This window comes from Deinococcus actinosclerus (assembly GCF_001507665.1).
GTDB lineage: Bacteria > Deinococcota > Deinococci > Deinococcales > Deinococcaceae > Deinococcus > Deinococcus actinosclerus.
Genome location: NZ_CP013910.1, coordinates 1735642 through 1750411, shown reverse-complemented (window position 1 = coordinate 1750411; position 14770 = coordinate 1735642). Strand labels below are relative to the sequence as shown.

General features: G+C 70.8%; 14 protein-coding genes. 10 read left to right on the top strand and 4 right to left on the bottom strand.

All coding sequences use genetic code 11. From position 1 onward, the window contains the following. The first annotated feature begins 21 nt into the window (after positions 1-21). Positions 22-1695, top strand: coding sequence for a glycerol-3-phosphate acyltransferase (locus tag AUC44_RS08545; protein WP_062158245.1), 1674 nt, complete (start codon positions 22-24; stop codon positions 1693-1695). Between the two features lie 141 nt (positions 1696-1836). Then, a complete protein-coding gene (locus AUC44_RS08540; protein ID WP_062158244.1) occupies positions 1837-3300 on the top strand; it encodes a phospholipase D-like domain-containing protein in 1464 nt (487 codons plus the stop codon). 29 nt (positions 3301-3329) lie between these two features. On the opposite strand, the gene AUC44_RS08535 is transcribed toward AUC44_RS08540, so the two are convergent. Next, complete coding sequence (locus AUC44_RS08535; RefSeq protein ID WP_157445245.1) at positions 3330-3758, bottom strand: hypothetical protein; 429 nt, start codon at positions 3756-3758, stop codon at positions 3330-3332. Positions 3759-3949: 191 nt separating this feature from the next. Here AUC44_RS08535 and ispH point away from each other — a divergent pair, with 191 nt between their 5' ends. From ispH to AUC44_RS08510, 5 genes are all read left to right on the top strand, one after another. Then, positions 3950-4945, top strand: coding sequence for a 4-hydroxy-3-methylbut-2-enyl diphosphate reductase (ispH, locus tag AUC44_RS08530; protein ID WP_062158242.1), 996 nt, complete (start codon positions 3950-3952; stop codon positions 4943-4945). Further along, positions 4946-5278, top strand: a complete 333-nt coding sequence (locus tag AUC44_RS08525; protein WP_062158241.1) for a DUF1294 domain-containing protein — start codon at positions 4946-4948, stop codon at positions 5276-5278. A gap of 44 nt (positions 5279-5322) precedes the next feature. After that, the gene (locus AUC44_RS08520) at positions 5323-6126 is read left to right on the top strand and encodes a [LysW]-aminoadipate kinase (RefSeq protein WP_062158240.1); all 804 of its coding nucleotides are present in this window, start codon (positions 5323-5325) and stop codon (positions 6124-6126) included. Positions 6127-6174: 48 nt separating this feature from the next. Further along, positions 6175-6456, top strand: coding sequence for a hypothetical protein (locus AUC44_RS08515; protein ID WP_062158239.1), 282 nt, complete (start codon positions 6175-6177; stop codon positions 6454-6456). A 105-nt stretch (positions 6457-6561) separates the two neighbouring features. Further along, positions 6562-8109 carry a gamma-glutamyltransferase family protein gene (locus tag AUC44_RS08510; protein WP_082689168.1) on the top strand — a complete coding sequence of 516 codons (1548 nt, stop codon included), beginning with the start codon at positions 6562-6564 and terminating at the stop codon, positions 8107-8109. A 103-nt stretch (positions 8110-8212) separates the two neighbouring features. Here AUC44_RS08510 and cdd read toward each other — a convergent pair whose 3' ends face one another. Next, positions 8213-8656, bottom strand: a complete 444-nt coding sequence (gene cdd, locus AUC44_RS08505) for a cytidine deaminase (RefSeq protein ID WP_062158237.1) — start codon at positions 8654-8656, stop codon at positions 8213-8215. Beyond that, positions 8649-9983 carry a hemolysin family protein gene (locus AUC44_RS08500; RefSeq protein WP_062158236.1) on the bottom strand — a complete coding sequence of 445 codons (1335 nt, stop codon included), beginning with the start codon at positions 9981-9983 and terminating at the stop codon, positions 8649-8651. The genes cdd and AUC44_RS08500 overlap by 8 nt, the downstream gene beginning before the upstream one ends. A gap of 300 nt (positions 9984-10283) precedes the next feature. Here AUC44_RS08500 and AUC44_RS08495 point away from each other — a divergent pair, with 300 nt between their 5' ends. Next, on the top strand, positions 10284-11285 hold the full coding sequence (locus tag AUC44_RS08495) for an MDR family oxidoreductase (protein ID WP_062158235.1): 1002 nt from the start codon (positions 10284-10286) through the stop codon (positions 11283-11285). 61 nt (positions 11286-11346) lie between these two features. On the opposite strand, the gene AUC44_RS08490 is transcribed toward AUC44_RS08495, so the two are convergent. Next, on the bottom strand, positions 11347-13449 hold the full coding sequence (locus AUC44_RS08490; protein WP_062158234.1) for a S8 family serine peptidase: 2103 nt from the start codon (positions 13447-13449) through the stop codon (positions 11347-11349). Positions 13450-13521: 72 nt separating this feature from the next. Here AUC44_RS08490 and AUC44_RS08485 point away from each other — a divergent pair, with 72 nt between their 5' ends. Both AUC44_RS08485 and secG read left to right on the top strand, forming a co-directional pair. Beyond that, positions 13522-14037, top strand: a complete 516-nt coding sequence (locus tag AUC44_RS08485; RefSeq protein ID WP_189062446.1) for a metal-binding protein — start codon at positions 13522-13524, stop codon at positions 14035-14037. A 99-nt stretch (positions 14038-14136) separates the two neighbouring features. After that, on the top strand, positions 14137-14361 hold the full coding sequence (gene secG, locus AUC44_RS08480; protein ID WP_046842343.1) for a preprotein translocase subunit SecG: 225 nt from the start codon (positions 14137-14139) through the stop codon (positions 14359-14361). Positions 14362-14770 lie beyond the last annotated feature (409 nt).

Below are 14770 nucleotides of genomic sequence, written 5' to 3'. Positions count from 1 at the left end.
CCGTGCCGTAGAATGCGCGGCATGCTGTTTCTCTCGGCCCTGCTGCTGCTCGTGGCGTTCCTGACCGGCAGCGCACCCCTCGGGCACGCTGTCCTGTCGCGCGCGGGCGTGAACGTCCGCGTCAACAACCCGCACAACCTGGGCGTGGAGAACGTCCTGTACCGCGTCGGCCCGCAGCTGGCCGCGCTGACCGCCCTGCTCGACGCGGCCAAGGGCTTCCTGGCGGTGCTGATGGCCGCCAGCCTGAACCTGCCGGAGGTGACGGTCATGGCGGCGCTGGCCGCGTACCTGGGGCACCTGAACCCGCCGCGCGCCCTGTACGGCGAGACGCCCCCGCGCGGGCGCGGGAATCTGGTGCTGCTGGGCGTGCTGGCGGGTCTGGCGGTCACGGGCGCGCTCCCGTTGTGGGTGTGCGCGCTGCCGGTCCTGATCTACGCTGCCGTGGCCGGCTTCTGGGGCTACGTGAGCGCCGCGACCCTGGCGGCCCTGCTGGCCTTCACGCTGGCCGTCGCGGCGCAGCCACTCGGCCCGGCCGCGAAACTGGCGGCGCTGGCGCTGCTGATCGCCGCGGCGTGGCGGTTCAAAGAGAACGTGGGCCGCATGGTGGACGGTACCGAACCGCGCCTGGGCGAGGCGGTCCCGCTGGCCGGGCGGCGCAGCGACGAGGTCGTGGCGGCGTTCATGATCCATCCCATGAACCTGGAGAACTTCTGGAGCGCGCGGCGCTTCGCGTGGCTGCGCCCACTGGTGGAAAAGGGCGTCGTCAGCGAGCGCAGCGTGCGCCAGATGGCCGACAGCCTGCGCCCCATGAAGATAGGGGAACTCCAGGGGATCCGCACGGTGGACGGCAAGAGCATCCGCTGCTACCTGCTCTCCAGCCCGCTGCTGCCGGACGTGTTCCGCGACAACCCCGAGCTCGCCACCCGCCGCGCCATCGAGGGCGCGCGGCTCGCGCAGGAACTCGGCGCCGAGGTCTTCGGGCTGGGGGCCTTCTGGAGTGTGGTGGGGAACAAGGGCGTCGACGTGCAGGCCGCCGTGCCGGACCTGACGATCACGAACGGCGGGGCGTACACCTCCGGGACCATCAAGGCGGCCATTCCCGGCATCCTGGAGCACTTCGCCGCCGAGGGCCGCGACCTGAAGCACGCGACCGCCGCCGTGGTCGGCGCGAACGGCGTGGTGGCCTTCGGGATCGCGCGGACCATCGCGCCGCAGGTGGCGAAACTGATCATGATCGGCCGTGACGCCGAGCGGCTCGAACGCACCGCCGGCACCCTGCGCCGCGCCGCGAAGGACACCGAGATCATCGCCACCACCAGTTACGACACCCTGAAGGACGCCGACCTGATCTTCACGGCCACCAGCGACCCGAACCCCGTGATCTTCCCGCAGCACGTCAAGCCCGGCGCGTGGATCTTCGACGAGGGCCGCCCGGCCGACGTGGACGAGAGCGTGCAGGCCATCCCCGGCGTGCGCGTCATCCCCGGCGGCGTGGTGCGGCCCCCCGGCGGCATGACGAGCAACATCGACCTGCAGTTCGGGGAGGGACAGGTGCCGGCGTGCCTCGCCGAGACGCTGATCATCGCCGCGACCGGCGAACACCACCGCAAGAGCCTCGGTCAGCAGACCCTCACGGAGAACATCAACTTCTTCGTCGAGCAGGCCGAGAAACTGGGCTTCAAGGTCGTGGACTGACCCGCCTGCAATGGATCCAGAGGGGCGCGCGGTGACGGCGCCCCTCTGTCTGGTCTGGGGCGGGTCTCTCAAGAGTCTGTTCAGGTCTCTCATGCAGATGCGCTGGTGGTCACGGCGTGCGGGCACTAGCCTGCCGGGCAGATGCGCGCCGCCCTCCTGCTCCTTGCCCTGCTGCTGCCTGCCGGGGCGCACGCCGCGCGCCTCCCGCTGTTCCTCGGCCCGGCTGCGCCGCCCGTCACGCCCGCCCCGCAGATCTGCGCCCCGCCGGACGCCCCGCTGGAGCGGGTGCTGTGGACCCTGGACCGCGCGCGCGGTGGCCCCGACCTGTCCTGCGGGAACGAGGTGCTGGGCTTCGTGCGTACCCCCCGCGACCTGGACAGCCCGCAGGACGCCTATGAGGTGCTCGCGGCCGAGATGCAGTCCGCCCGGGCCGAGGTGCTGCTCACGAGCATGGAGTGGGAAAGCGACCCAGGGCGCCCCGGGGACACCTTCGTGCAGGCGGCCCGCGACCTGTACCGCCGCGTGCAGGCCGACCCCGCCGCGTATCCGCAGGGCATGACCGTCCGCGTGCTGCTGGGCAATTACCCGCAGCTGAACGATCCGGCGGGCACCGCGCAGGTGCTGGGGCTCGCCCGCGCCCTGCGGGCGGCAGGCGTGCCCCTGGGTGATGCCCGCGTGGGCTGGACGGTCACGCTCCTGAACTACGCCTACCTGCCGCACAGTCACGTGAAACTGCACGTGATCGACGGGCAGGATCTGACGGTCAGCGGCTACAACTTCACGGGCTGGCACCTGCCGCTGGGCGAGCCCGGCGGTCTGGCGCTGCACGACACCGGCCTGCGGGTGCGCGGCCCGGCTGCGCAGGAGGGTGTGGCGGTCTTCGACGACCTGTGGCGGCACAGTGACGAACTGCGCTGCCCGGACGAGGTGGCCCCCGGGGACGTGGCGGCGCGCTGCGCCCTCGTGACGCCGCAGTCCCCCTCTCACCCGGCACCGGCCGCCCGCGCCGTCACGGCCGGACCGGACCGGGCCTTCGTGCTGTACCGCCGCACCGCCGGGGAGGATTTCGCGGATCGCGCGCACCTCGCCCTGATCGGCGCGGCGCGCCAGAGCATCGACCTGATGCAGGCGGATTTCAGTCCGGGGCTGGACTGCTGGTTCGGCTACCTGAACCCTGATCCCTGCACCCTGGATCGGCTACCGGTGTACTTCCCGGCCCTGCTGTCGGCCATGGAGCGGGGCGTGCACGTGCGGCTGCTGGTCGTGGATTACGGGTTCGGGAAACCGGCCAACCGCACCGGCGTGGCCTTGATGCGCCGCGAACTGCGCCGCCGGGGCCTGGAGGACCGCTTCGAGGCGCACTACAGCACGTTCAGGATGCACAGCAAGGTGATGACCGTGGATCACGCGCTCGTCGTGGCGGGCAGCATGAACTTCCACTTCAGCGCGTGGGGGAGCGCCGGGCTGGCCGAGGCGGCCCTGGCGACCGGGAACGCGGCCGCCGTGGCGGCCCAGGAGCGCAGTTTCGAGCAGGCCTGGACGACCAGCAGTGTCCCGGTGCCGGCCGAGTCCTGGCTGGCCCGCATCACCCGCGCGGCGCCCTGACTCCTGATGGCAGTGGTTCCATCGTCCGGTCAGTACGCGGCGTGACGGCCCACGCGGCCATCCCACCGGCGCGGCGGGGCGGGGGGATCGGGCGGGGCGGGCACGCTGGCGGGCGTCCCCGGGCGCACCAGGACTGCCGCGTACATCCCGATCACGTCGCCTGCCGTGTGCAGGATGAAGGTGTTGCGCGGCGTGCAGCGCACGTGGGCCAGCGCGTGCTGGGCGCTGGGGGCCTCGACGAGATCGGCGTGGATGGCGTCGGGCGTGCAGGCGGGCGTGGGCGTGCCCAGCGCCTGACTCAGGTCCGGGTGGCGCTGGCCGACCACGACGACCTGATACCCGTCCCTGAGCGCGAGGGCAATGAGTTTGACCTGCATGGCGGGGGAGAGGTGGGCGGCGCGACAGACGAGAACTGACTGGGAGGGGTTGAAGGGATGCACGAAGGCAGCGACTGTCATGGGCTGAGGGTCAGTGTAGGAGCGCTCTCATGAAGATGCCGATAAGGTTTTTCACGGCTGAGGGGCAGAGCACCCCCGGAGAGGTCCAGACCGGCTTGACGCCCCACCTGCTGCCCGAGGGCGGACAGCTTCCCCTGAACCGGCGCGCGGGCGCACGGTTCCCGGCTGGAACGCGCTCTACACTGGGCGGCATGATCGAGCGGATTCATCTGGCCAAACCCCGCGGCTTCTGCGCGGGGGTCGTGATGGCCATTCAGGCGGTCGAGAAGGCCGCGCAGACCGAAGCGAAACCGGTGACGGTGTACCACTCCATCGTGCACAACCACACGGTCGTGGACCGGCTGGAATCCGGCTACGGCGTGCACTTCGTGGAGGATCTGGACAGCGTGGAGGCCCTGCCGCAGGGGGGCGAGACCGTGGTGTTCAGCGCGCACGGCATCAGCCCCGCCGTGCGCGAGCGGGCGCGGGCGCTGGGGCTGGCGACCATCGACGCGACCTGCCCGCTCGTCACGAAGGTGCACACCGAGGCGAAGAAGTACGCCCGTGAGGGCTACACGATCCTGCTGATCGGCGACAGCGCCCGCCATCAGGAGGTCATCGGCACGCGCGGCGAGGCGCCCGAGGCGACCATCGTGGTGGGCGTGCTCGGCAAGACCGGCGAGGGGCTGGCCGATCCGCACACGGTGCAGGTGCCGGACCCGGAGCGGCTGGTGGTACTCACCCAGACGACCCTCAGCGTGGACGACACCCGGCGCACCATCGAGATCCTCAAGGGGCGTTTCCCGGCGCTGGTGGTGCCGCCCAGCGAGGACCTGTGCTACGCCACGAAGAACCGCCAGGACGCTGTGAAGGCTATCGCGCCGCACGTGGACCTGTTTCTGGTCCTGACGAGCACGCACAGCAGCAACGGCATGAGGCTGCTGGAACTCGCGCAGGCCGAGTGCGGCCGTTCGGTGCGGCTGGAGACGGCGGCGGACCTCGCGGGCGTGGACTTCACGGGCGTGCGCTCTGTGGGGATCACGAGTGCGGCGAGCACCCCGGACGATCTGGTGCAGGAGGTCGTGGCGCACTTCCGCGCGCTGAACCCGGCCCTGGAGGTCGTCGAGGAGGGCGAGTGGGAGAACATCGAGTTCCGCGAGCCGAGGAAGATCCTTCCCACCCAGGCGCTGCCGCGCACCATGCAGTAGGTGCCGGGCGATCTACCGGGCGTGGTGGCGCTGCTGCTGCGCCTGATCCTGGCGTGGCAGGTCGTGTGGGGACTGGTCGCCTTCGTGGCGATGTGGCGGGACAAGGGCCTGGCGGCCGAGGGGCAGGGCCGCACCCGCACCCCCGAGCGGGAGCTGCACGCCCTGGAGGCGCGGGGCGGCTGGCTGGGGTCGTGGCTGGCGCAGCGGGCTTTCCGGCACAAGACCCGCAAGGTCGCGTACCAGCGGGTGTTCCGCCGGATTGCGCTGGCGTGGGCGCTGGCCGATGTGCTGATCGTGGCAGGCTTGATTCTCCTGCCCGCCATTTTCAATTGATAAGAGTTTGACCCGTCTTCCTGTCATGCGCTAGGATGCCGGGTATGATTGTTGTGAAGGTCGGCGGAAGCGCCGGAATCGACTACGACGCCGTCTGCGCCGACATCGCCGCCCGCTGGAAGAACGGGGAACGCCTGATCCTCGTCCACGGCGGCAGCGGCGAGACCAACCGCGTCGCCGAGGCCCTCGGACACCCCCCCAGGTTCGTCACCAGCCCCAGCGGCTACACCTCCCGCTTCACGGACCGCCAGACCCTGGAGATCTTCGAGATGGTGTACTGCGGCAAGATGAACAAGGGCATCGTCGAACGCCTCCAGCGGCTCGGCGTGAACGCCGTCGGCCTCAGCGGCCTGGACGGGCGCATCTTCGAGGGCAGACACAAGGACTCCGTGCGCGCCGTCGAGAACGGCAAGGTCAAGGTCCTGCGCGGCGACCACACCGGCACCGTCGAGAAGGTCAACACCGGCCTGATCGACCTGCTGCTCGCCGGGGGGTACCTGCCGGTCCTCACGCCGCCCGCCAGCTCCTACGACGGCGTGGCGATCAACGTGGACGGCGACCGCGCCGCCGCCGCCCTGGCGGTGGCTCTGAAGGCCGACGCGCTGCTGCTGCTGTCCAACGTGCCGGGCCTGTTGCGCGCCTACCCCGACGAGAGCAGCCTGATCCGCGAGATTCCTGCCGCCGACGTCGAGAACTACCTGGAGTTCGCGCAGGACCGCATGAAGAAGAAGGTCTTGGGCGCGGCCGAGGCGGTGCAGGGCGGCGTCCGGCGCGTCATCTTCGGCGACGCCCGCCACGGCCAGCCGGTCAGCGCCGCGCTGGGCGGTCAGGGGACCGTCGTCTCCTGACGCGCGCAGCGGGTGGGGGACGGCCGGGTACGCTATGCTGACGCGCCCATGCTGTCGCCCGCAGACCTCCTCACCTTCCTGAACGAACGCGGCGGCCGCGAATACCGCGTGCAGGCCCTGCTGCACACCGGGCGGGGCCGCAAGGCCGCCGTGCGCGAACTGGGCGAGTACTCGCTCACCGCGCGCGGCGAGACCGTGCAGGCCACCGGTCCCAGCGGCCAGACCCGCGACCTCACGCACGGAGAGTTCCTCAGCGTGTTCGGCAGCTACACCTTCGGGCCCGCGCAGCCCACCGGGCGCCTGACCGACCTCGGCCCGCTGTTCAGCTGACCCGACCAGCCCCCGCTGCCAGCGCCGGGCACGCGCTAGGCTGCGCGCGTGACCTTCCAGCCTGACTACCCGAGTGTCCGCCGCCCCGTGTACGCCCGGCGCGGCATGGTCGCCACCAGCCAGCCCCTCGCCGCGCAGGCGGGCCTGAACGTGTTGCAGCAGGGCGGGAACGCCGTGGACGCCGCGATCGCCACGGCGGCCGCGCTGACGGTCGTGGAACCCACCAGCAACGGCATCGGCGGGGACCTGTTCGCGCTGGTGTGGGCGGGCGGGGAACTGCACGGCCTGAACGCCAGCGGCGCGGCGCCCGCCGCCCTGAGCCTGGACGCGCTGCGTGAGCGCCACGCCGGAGAGATGCCCCGCCACGGCTGGACGCCCGTCACGGTGCCCGGCGCGGTGCGCGGCTGGGCCGACCTGCACGCCCGCTTCGGGCAGCTGGACTTCGCGCAGGTGCTCGCCCCGGCCATCGCGTACGCGCGAGGCGGCTACCCGCTGTCCCCGGTGCTCGCCGCGAACTGGGCGCGGGCGACCGGCATCTACCGCCGCCTGAACCTGCCCGAGATGGCCGAGTGGTTCCGCACCTTCGCCCCGGACGGCTTCACGCCCGCGCCCGGCGCGCTGTGGCGCAGCGAGGGCCACGCCCGCAGCCTGGAGCAGATCGCCGCGACGCACGGCGAGGCGCTCTACTCCGGTCAGCTGGCCGGGCAGATCGACGCGCACGCCCGCGCACAGGGCGGCCTGCTGACCGGCGCGGACCTCGCCGGGCACGCCAGCGAGTGGGTCACGCCCATCCACACCGACCTGCACGGGCACCGCGTGTACGAGATCCCGCCGAACGGGCAGGGCATCGCCGCGCTGATCGCCCTGAACGTCCTGAGGGACGTGCCGCTGCCCGAGCGCCGCGACGATCCGCGTGGCCTACACCTGCAGATCGAGGCGATGAAACGCGGCTTCCACGACGCGCACGCCTTCGTGGCCGACCCGCGCCACACCCCGGTGGACGTCGCGCACCTGCTGTCCGGCGCGAACGCCGACGCGCACCGCACCCACCTGGGCCAGAGCGCGCACGATCCCCGCACCCGCGCCCCCAGCACCGGCGGCACCGTGTACCTCGCCACCGCCGACGATCAGGGACAGATGGTCAGCCTGATCCAGAGCAACTACATGGGCTTCGGCAGCGGCGTCGTCGTGCCCGGCACCGGCATCGCCCTGCACAACCGCGGGCACAACTTCCACACCGACCCCGCCCACCCCAACGCCCTGGCGCCTGGCAAGCGCCCGTACCACACCATCATCCCCGGCTTCCTGGGCCGCACGGACGGCACCCCGGTCGGGCCGTTCGGCGTGATGGGCGGCTTCATGCAGCCGCAGGGGCACCTGCAGGTCGTGCTGAACACCGCGTACTACGGCATGAACCCGCAGCAGGCACTGGACGCCCCGCGCTGGCAGTGGCTGGACGGCACCCGCGTGGAGGTCGAGCACGGCCTGGGCGGCACCCTGGCCCGCGAACTGACCCGTATGGGCCACTCGGTCAGTGTGCAGCTCGATTCCGGCGCGTTCGGGCGCGGGCAGATGATCCGCCGCGACCCCGTGACCGGCGTGCTGGAGGGCGGCACCGAGACCCGCACCGACGGCCACATCGCTGTCTGGTGAGCACAAGCGGCAGGGGAGAGGCTGAAGGCTGACCGAGTGGACATGACGTAGATAGAGGCGGCGCGACGGGGAACACTCCCCCGGCGCGCCGCTCTGTCAGGCCTTATTCCGTGCCGACATCGTGCCCGTCGTCGCGCTGCTCCAGGCGGAAGCCGTGGGGCAGGAAGTCGCGGACGTACCCGCTGACGATGTCGCCGTGCTGGTTCACGCACACCACGCGGGCGTCCGGCGCGAACTCGTACAGCACCTGCCGGCACGCGCCGCACGGGCTGGCGGGCGGGGTCGCCTCGGAGTACACGACGATGTCGGTGAAGTCGCGTTCGCCGGCGGTGGCCATGGCCTGCACGGCGCTCTGCTCGGCGCAGCGGCCCAGGCCGTAGCTGGCGTTCTCGACGTTCGCGCCGAAGAACACGCGGCCGTCACGGGTGCGCAGCGCCGAGCCCACGTGGAACTTGCTGTACGGCGCGTACGCCTGCCTGAAGGCGGCTTTCGCGCCCTCGAGCAGCTGGGGGTCGGGGGTCAGGTTCAGTGCGTTGGCGTTACTCATGGGTGTCCTCGGTCTCCAGCTCGTTCACCTGCGGGGCGCGTTCCACGCGCACGCGGGTCACGCGGCGCTGGTCGGCGTCCTCGACGGTGAAGGCCCAGCCGTTGTGGGTGAAGTTCTGCCCCGGTTCCGGGATGTCCCCGAAGTGGCTGGTCATGAAGCCGCTCAGGGTATCAAATTCTCCCTCGCCGTCCTCGATGTTCGCTCCCAGCCGCTCCTCGACCTCGCCGACCGTCAGGCTGGCGTCCATCAGGTACACGCCCTCGCCGATCACCTCGATCATCGAGACTTCCTCCTCGTCGGTCTCGTCGTAGATCTCGCCCACGATCTCCTCCAGGGCGTCCTCCAGCGTGACCAGGCCCGCCGTGCCGCCGAACTCGTCCACGACGATGCTCATGTGGCTCTTCTTGTCGCGCATCTTGGCGAGCAGGTCCTTGATCTTCATGCCCTCGGGCACGAAGTACACCGGGCGCATCACGTCCGCGATCAGGGTGTGGTCCAGGCTGTCGAGGTGCGCCAGCATGTCGCCGGTGTGCACGATGCCCACGATGTTGTCCGGGGTGTCCTGGAAGACCGGCACGCGCGAGTAGCCGTGCTCGGCGTTCAGGTCGAGCAGGCGGCGCAGCGGCGCGGCCCCGTCCACGAGCACCATGTCAATGCGGGGCGTCATGACCTCGCGCACGGTCGTGTCCGAGAGGTCGAACACGTTGTACACGAGTTCCTTCTCGTCGTCCTCCAGCACGCCCTCCTGGCTCGACGCGCTGACGATCATGCGGATCTCCTCTTCCGAGTAGGCCGTGTGATGACCGGCGACGCCGCGCAGGCCGAACAGCCGCACCACGCCGTTGCCCAGCGCGTTCAGGCCCTTGATGGCCCACTTGAAGATCGCCGTGAAGATCAGCAGGGGCCGGATGACGACCAGACTGACCTGCTCGCTGCGCTGCAACGCCCAGCTTTTCGGCGCGAGTTCCCCGAACACGATGTGCAGGATCGTGCTGATCGCGAACGCCACCCCGAAGGAGATGGCCGTGATCTGCGACTCGCTGAAGCGGCCCTCGGGGAACAGCGGGTGGATCAGGTGCTCGATGGCGGGCTCGGCCACGAAGCCGATCGCGAGGCTGGCCATGGTGATGCCGAGCTGCGTGGCGGCGATGTACAGGTCGAGATTCTGTAGCGCCCGCTGCGTGGCGCGGGCGGTGGCGTTGCCTTCCTCGGCCAGCTGGTCGATGCGGGTGCGGCGCACGCTGACCAGCGCAAACTCCGCCGCGACGAAGAAACCGTTCATGAGCACCAGGAAGAACAGGGCGACGATACCAAGCAGGTCATTCATGTAGGGACGCGCTCCAGGGTCGCGTCAGGGTCATCCGCAAGGCGCAAGCTGCCCGCCCCGCCGGATCGTTCAGGCGGGTGCGTCGGTGACCGTCGGTTGTGTGCCACGGCAAAAACGCCGCCCTCGGGCGGTGTTCTCCGGGCGCGGTACGTGAGCCGGAACTGGGAGGCTCCATAGCAGTTGGGAGGATAACACACCCCGCTCTACGCCGGGACGCCTGTCCCACCTTTCGTGTGCGCCCCGCAGCGGCGCGGGCCGGAGGGTAGGCTGGGGGCACCACATTCACAGGAGGCACCCCGCATGACCCAGGCCATTCCCGACACCTACCGCGCCCTGCGCGTCCTGAAAGACGACCAGGGCGTCCGCGCCGAACTCCAGACCCTGCCGCTCTCGGCCCTGCCAGACGGGGACGTCCTGATCCGCGTCACGCACTCCAGCCTGAACTACAAAGACGGCCTGGCCGTCAGTGGCCGCCCCGGCGTGCTGCGCACCCATCCCATGACGCCCGGCATCGACCTGGCGGGCACTGTACTGGAGGACGCCTCGGGCCGCTGGCAGCCGGGCGACGCGGTCATCCTGACCGGCTGGGGTATCGGCGAGCGGCAGGACGGCGGGTATGCCACGCACGCGCGCGCGCGGCCCGGGTGGCTGGTCGCGCAGCCCGCCGGCACGGACGCCCACTGGGCCATGAGCGTCGGCACGGCCGGGTTCACGGCCATGCTGGCCGTCATGGCGCTGGAGGAGCACGGCGTGACCCCCGGCAGCGGCGAGGTGCTCGTGACCGGCGCGGCGGGCGGCGTGGGCAGCACCGCCGTGGCCCTGCTGGCCCGGGCGGGGCACACGGTCGTGGCGAGCACCGGCCGCCCGCAGGAGGAGGACTACCTGCGTGACCTGGGCGCGGCGCGGATCATCGGGCGCGACGAGCTGCCCGCCCTGAGCCGCCCGCTGGAGAAGGAACGCTGGGCGGGCGTGGTGGACACGGTGGGGGGCGCCACGCTGGCCGGAGCGTACGCCTCGACCCGCACGCACGGCAGCCTCGCCGTGTGCGGCCTGGCGGGCGGGCACGACCTGAACGCGACCGTGTTCCCGCTGATCCTGCGGGGCGTGAACCTGCTGGGCATCGATTCGGTTACCTGCCCCCCAGCCCGGCGCGAGGCCGCCTGGGCGCGGCTGGCGCGTGACCTGCCCGCCACTCGCCTGGCCGCTGTCACGCAGACCCACCCCCTCTCGGACGTGCCCGCCCTGGCGGCCGAGATCCTCGCGGGGCGCGTGCGGGGCCGCACAGTGATCGAGATCGGATGACGCAGACAGCGCCGGGACGCGATGACCCTGACTGGGTGCTCGCGTCCCGGCGCTGTCTGGCTCAGCGAGGAATCAGGGTGCCCAGCTCCACCTTCGGGGTCGCCTCGCCCAGGGCCGCGCTGCGCTCGTCACGGGTCTCGCCACTCTCGCCGTAGACGCCGTTGCCGTTCGCGTCCGTGCCCGCCGTCACGCGGTAGGTGCCGTCCCCCAGGTAGGCCCGGAACGCGCCGGTACTGTCCAGCTTCGGCTGGAAGCTCAGGCCGCGGCTGCTCTGCACCCGCAGACCGAAGGCGTTGCTGACCGCCGGGGCGTTCAGGGCGGCCGCCGCGTTGATCATGCCGAAGCCGAACAGGTTGTCGCGCCCGGCGGCACCCAGGTCGGTGGCGGTCTCGCGCAGGCGGGTCAGCGTGTCGTCCGCGCCGGTCGTGACGCCCTTACTCAGCATCAGCGCCGCCAGGGCCGCCACCTGCGGGCTGGCCTGACTGGTGCCGACCTCCGCCTCGTAGTTGGGGACGTTCTTGCTGTAGTCCCAGCTGGTCGAGAGGATCACGTCCGGGAACGCGGCGCCATTGAAGGTGCCGCCGTTGAACTTCGCGCCGCTGTAGGGATCGGCGCCGCCGGGGGCAGCCAGCTGCACCTGCGGGTACGCGTTGCTGAAGGGCGAGTGCATAGGGGCGCTGGCGCCGGAGAGGGTGACGCTGGCGACCGACACCGCGCCCTCGCAGGCGGCCGGGTAGTACGGCGCGGTGCCGTAGCCGTTCCCGGCGGCGGCCACGACCAGGGCCCCGGCCGCGCGGGCGTCCGCGATCGCCTCGCACATGGGCCGGGCCTCGTCCGCGCTGACCTCCCCGCCCAGGCTGAGGTTGATGACCTGCGCGGCGTGCGCCGTCCGGTAGGTCGTCCCGCCGATCACGACCGGCAGCCCCGCCGCGTAGCGGATGCCCAGCGCCACGTCCTCGCTGGTGGCATCCCCGCTGGAGTCGATCACGCGCACGGGCAGCACCTTCACGTTCGCCTTGTAGCTGGCGCCCACCACGCCCGACGGGCTGCATCCGGCGCAGACGCCCGCGTTCGTTCCCCAGCGCGCGGCGATGATGCCGCTCACGTGCGTGCCGTGGCTGCCGCCGGTGCGGCCGGGGGTCGCGGGATCGGTGGCGTCGGTGTCGGCGCCGTCCCCGTCACCGTTCTGGGGATCGGTCAGGACGTCCAGCGCGCCCTCGCCGGGTTGCCACAGCTGCCCCTGCAGGTCGGGGTGGTCGAACCGCACGCCGCTGTCCACCACGGCCACCGTGATCGCCCGGGTGTACCCCCCGGCTTCCATGTCACGCCACACGGCGCCGTACCCCAGCAGCGGGTAGGCCCACTGGAGCGGGGCAAACTGATCTGCGGGCGTCACCGGCTGCGCCAGGGTCGCCTGCGTGTGCAGCACGACGTTCGGGACGGCGTACTCGACGTTCGGATCGGCGCGCAGGGCGGCCAGTGCCGCCGGGACGTCACGCACGTCCAGTGCGGCGCTGCGCTCGCCCAGGGGTGCGCGGCGGGTGACCGTCAGCCCCGCGCCGGTCAGCCGCTGGGCCCCCAGGGCCGCGGCGCGGCTGGCGCCCCCCTGCCCCGGCGCGGTCCGTGCCGAGGTGCCCGTGGCCTGCGTCTCCAGCGCGCCGGACCGGTATTTCACGATCACGCCGCGCGGCGCTACGGTCCCGGCTGCCGGCCGCGCGGCCGACGTGACCAGATCGGTGCCGGTCACCTGCGCGGGCAGCGCCGCGCGGCCCGTGAGTTCGTACTGCTGCGCGGTGACCGTCCAGCTGGCCGTGCCGTTCTGTGCGGCGCTGCCCTCGCCCGAAGTCCAGCTGACCTTGATCACGCCACTCAGGCTGGCCTGATCGGCCGTGACCCGGGTGGCCTGCTGCCGGTCGGCCGTCAGCGTGAAGCTGACCGCGCCCGTGCCGCCCTGCTGCGACACCTTCAGCCAGTCTGGGTAGTCCGTGACGCGCCAGGAGCCGCCGAACGGCACGTTGACCTTCTGCTGCGTGCTGAGCCCGAGACCCAGCGTGCGGTCCTGCAGGGCGCCCGAGTCCGGGGGCGACTTCGAACTCAGCTGATCGCAGGCGGAGAGGGCGAGGGCGATGGCCACAAGCCCGGCGGCGCGGTACAGGTGTGTCATGTGCCCTACAGCATGCCGCAAGAAAGCTGACCGCACATGAAGAGGATGACGCGGGGTGGCACAATGTCGCCCGTGCCGAGTGGACGCGTTCACAACCTGATCAATATCGCCGCCTACAGCGTGCTGGCGGCGGGCGCGCTGTACGCCGCGCGGCAGGAACTGCTCATCATCACGCCGGCCCAGGCGCTGAATTTCACGCTGGCCTACGCCGCCGGTACCTTCCTGCTCTCGCCGGATCTGGATCTGGCCGAGGGACGGGTGGACAGTAAACGGCACTGGGGCGTCCTGGGCGCGCTGTGGGTGCCGTACGGCATGCTGTTCAGTCACCGGGGCTGGTCTCACAGCTGGCTGATCGGGCCGCTGACGCGCCTGCTGTACGTGGCGCTGATCGTGGCGCTGGTCGCGGGCCTGATCCGCTTCGTCGCGCCCGATGCGCCGCTGCCCAGCGTGCCGCAGCCGGTGGCCTGGAAACTGGTGGCGCCCCTGCTGCTGGGCTACTACCTGAGCCAGTGGCTGCACCTGATCGCGGATGGGGTGCGGCCGGATCACGGACTGCGCAAGGGGTACCGCAAGGTCCGGGGCCGCTGACATGCGGGCGCGGACGCGCTACAATGCCCCGGCGCCGGGTGAGCCCCTGCATGAATATACAGGTATGCAGCGCGGGCCGGACGCCCGAAAGAGGTTTTCATGATTCTGACCCTGTTCATTGTGCTGTTCGCTCTGGTCTGCGTGGGCCTGATCTTCTTCGTGCTCCTCCAGGTGCCCAAGCAGGCGGGGCTGTCGGCCAGCATGGCGTCCGGCGGGTCGCTGCTGGGCGGCCGTGGGGTCGAGGGCGGCCTCGTCCGGATCACCAGCGTCCTGGGCGGCTTCTTCATGCTCCTGGCCCTGCTGATCAACCTCGTTTCCAGGTAGGGGCGCGCAGAGTTCTCTACGGCTGCTTGGTGCAGGCACCCGGGACCGGAGGGCTGAATCCGGGCCATCTGTACCGTAGAGATGTGACCTGTCTCCAGTAGTGCAGGCCAATAACGTAGAACTGCGAAAGTGGAGTCATTCACAGTGTCGTTCCGATATGGAACGGCACTCTTCATGCATGTCTGAAGCAAGAGAATGTGATGAGTCTCGCTTTGACTGTTTGTAGGGTGCTTGGCGGATGCTCCGATCCGATAGAATTTTGATGGCGATTGTAAGGCGTGGGATACTTATGCGGGCTGAATTCATGAGAATGCTCTGGCAATCTTGACCGAAGCTAAGTCAATCCATATATTGAGCTCGCTGGAAAACGAAATCTGGAACCAAGCACCCCGGCTGCGCGCCGGAGCTT

Bases quoted from the DNA above. Each gene is read 5' to 3' on its own strand.
- AUC44_RS08540 (WP_062158244.1), top strand. From the start codon at position 1,837: ATGCGCGCCGCCCTCCTGCTCCTTGCCCTGCTGCTGCCTGCCGGGGCG.
- secG (WP_046842343.1), top strand. From the start codon at position 14,137: ATGATTCTGACCCTGTTCATTGTGCTGTTCGCTCTGGTCTGCGTGGGC.
- cdd (WP_062158237.1), bottom strand. From the start codon at position 8,656: ATGAGTAACGCCAACGCACTGAACCTGACCCCCGACCCCCAGCTGCTC.
- AUC44_RS08500 (WP_062158236.1), bottom strand. From the start codon at position 9,983: ATGAATGACCTGCTTGGTATCGTCGCCCTGTTCTTCCTGGTGCTCATG.
- AUC44_RS08545 (WP_062158245.1), top strand. From the start codon at position 22: ATGCTGTTTCTCTCGGCCCTGCTGCTGCTCGTGGCGTTCCTGACCGGC.
- AUC44_RS08520 (WP_062158240.1), top strand. From the start codon at position 5,323: ATGATTGTTGTGAAGGTCGGCGGAAGCGCCGGAATCGACTACGACGCC.
- AUC44_RS08535 (WP_157445245.1), bottom strand. From the start codon at position 3,758: ATGACAGTCGCTGCCTTCGTGCATCCCTTCAACCCCTCCCAGTCAGTT.
- AUC44_RS08510 (WP_082689168.1), top strand. From the start codon at position 6,562: ATGGTCGCCACCAGCCAGCCCCTCGCCGCGCAGGCGGGCCTGAACGTG.
- AUC44_RS08495 (WP_062158235.1), top strand. From the start codon at position 10,284: ATGACCCAGGCCATTCCCGACACCTACCGCGCCCTGCGCGTCCTGAAA.
- AUC44_RS08490 (WP_062158234.1), bottom strand. From the start codon at position 13,449: ATGACACACCTGTACCGCGCCGCCGGGCTTGTGGCCATCGCCCTCGCC.
- ispH (WP_062158242.1), top strand. From the start codon at position 3,950: ATGATCGAGCGGATTCATCTGGCCAAACCCCGCGGCTTCTGCGCGGGG.
- AUC44_RS08515 (WP_062158239.1), top strand. From the start codon at position 6,175: ATGCTGTCGCCCGCAGACCTCCTCACCTTCCTGAACGAACGCGGCGGC.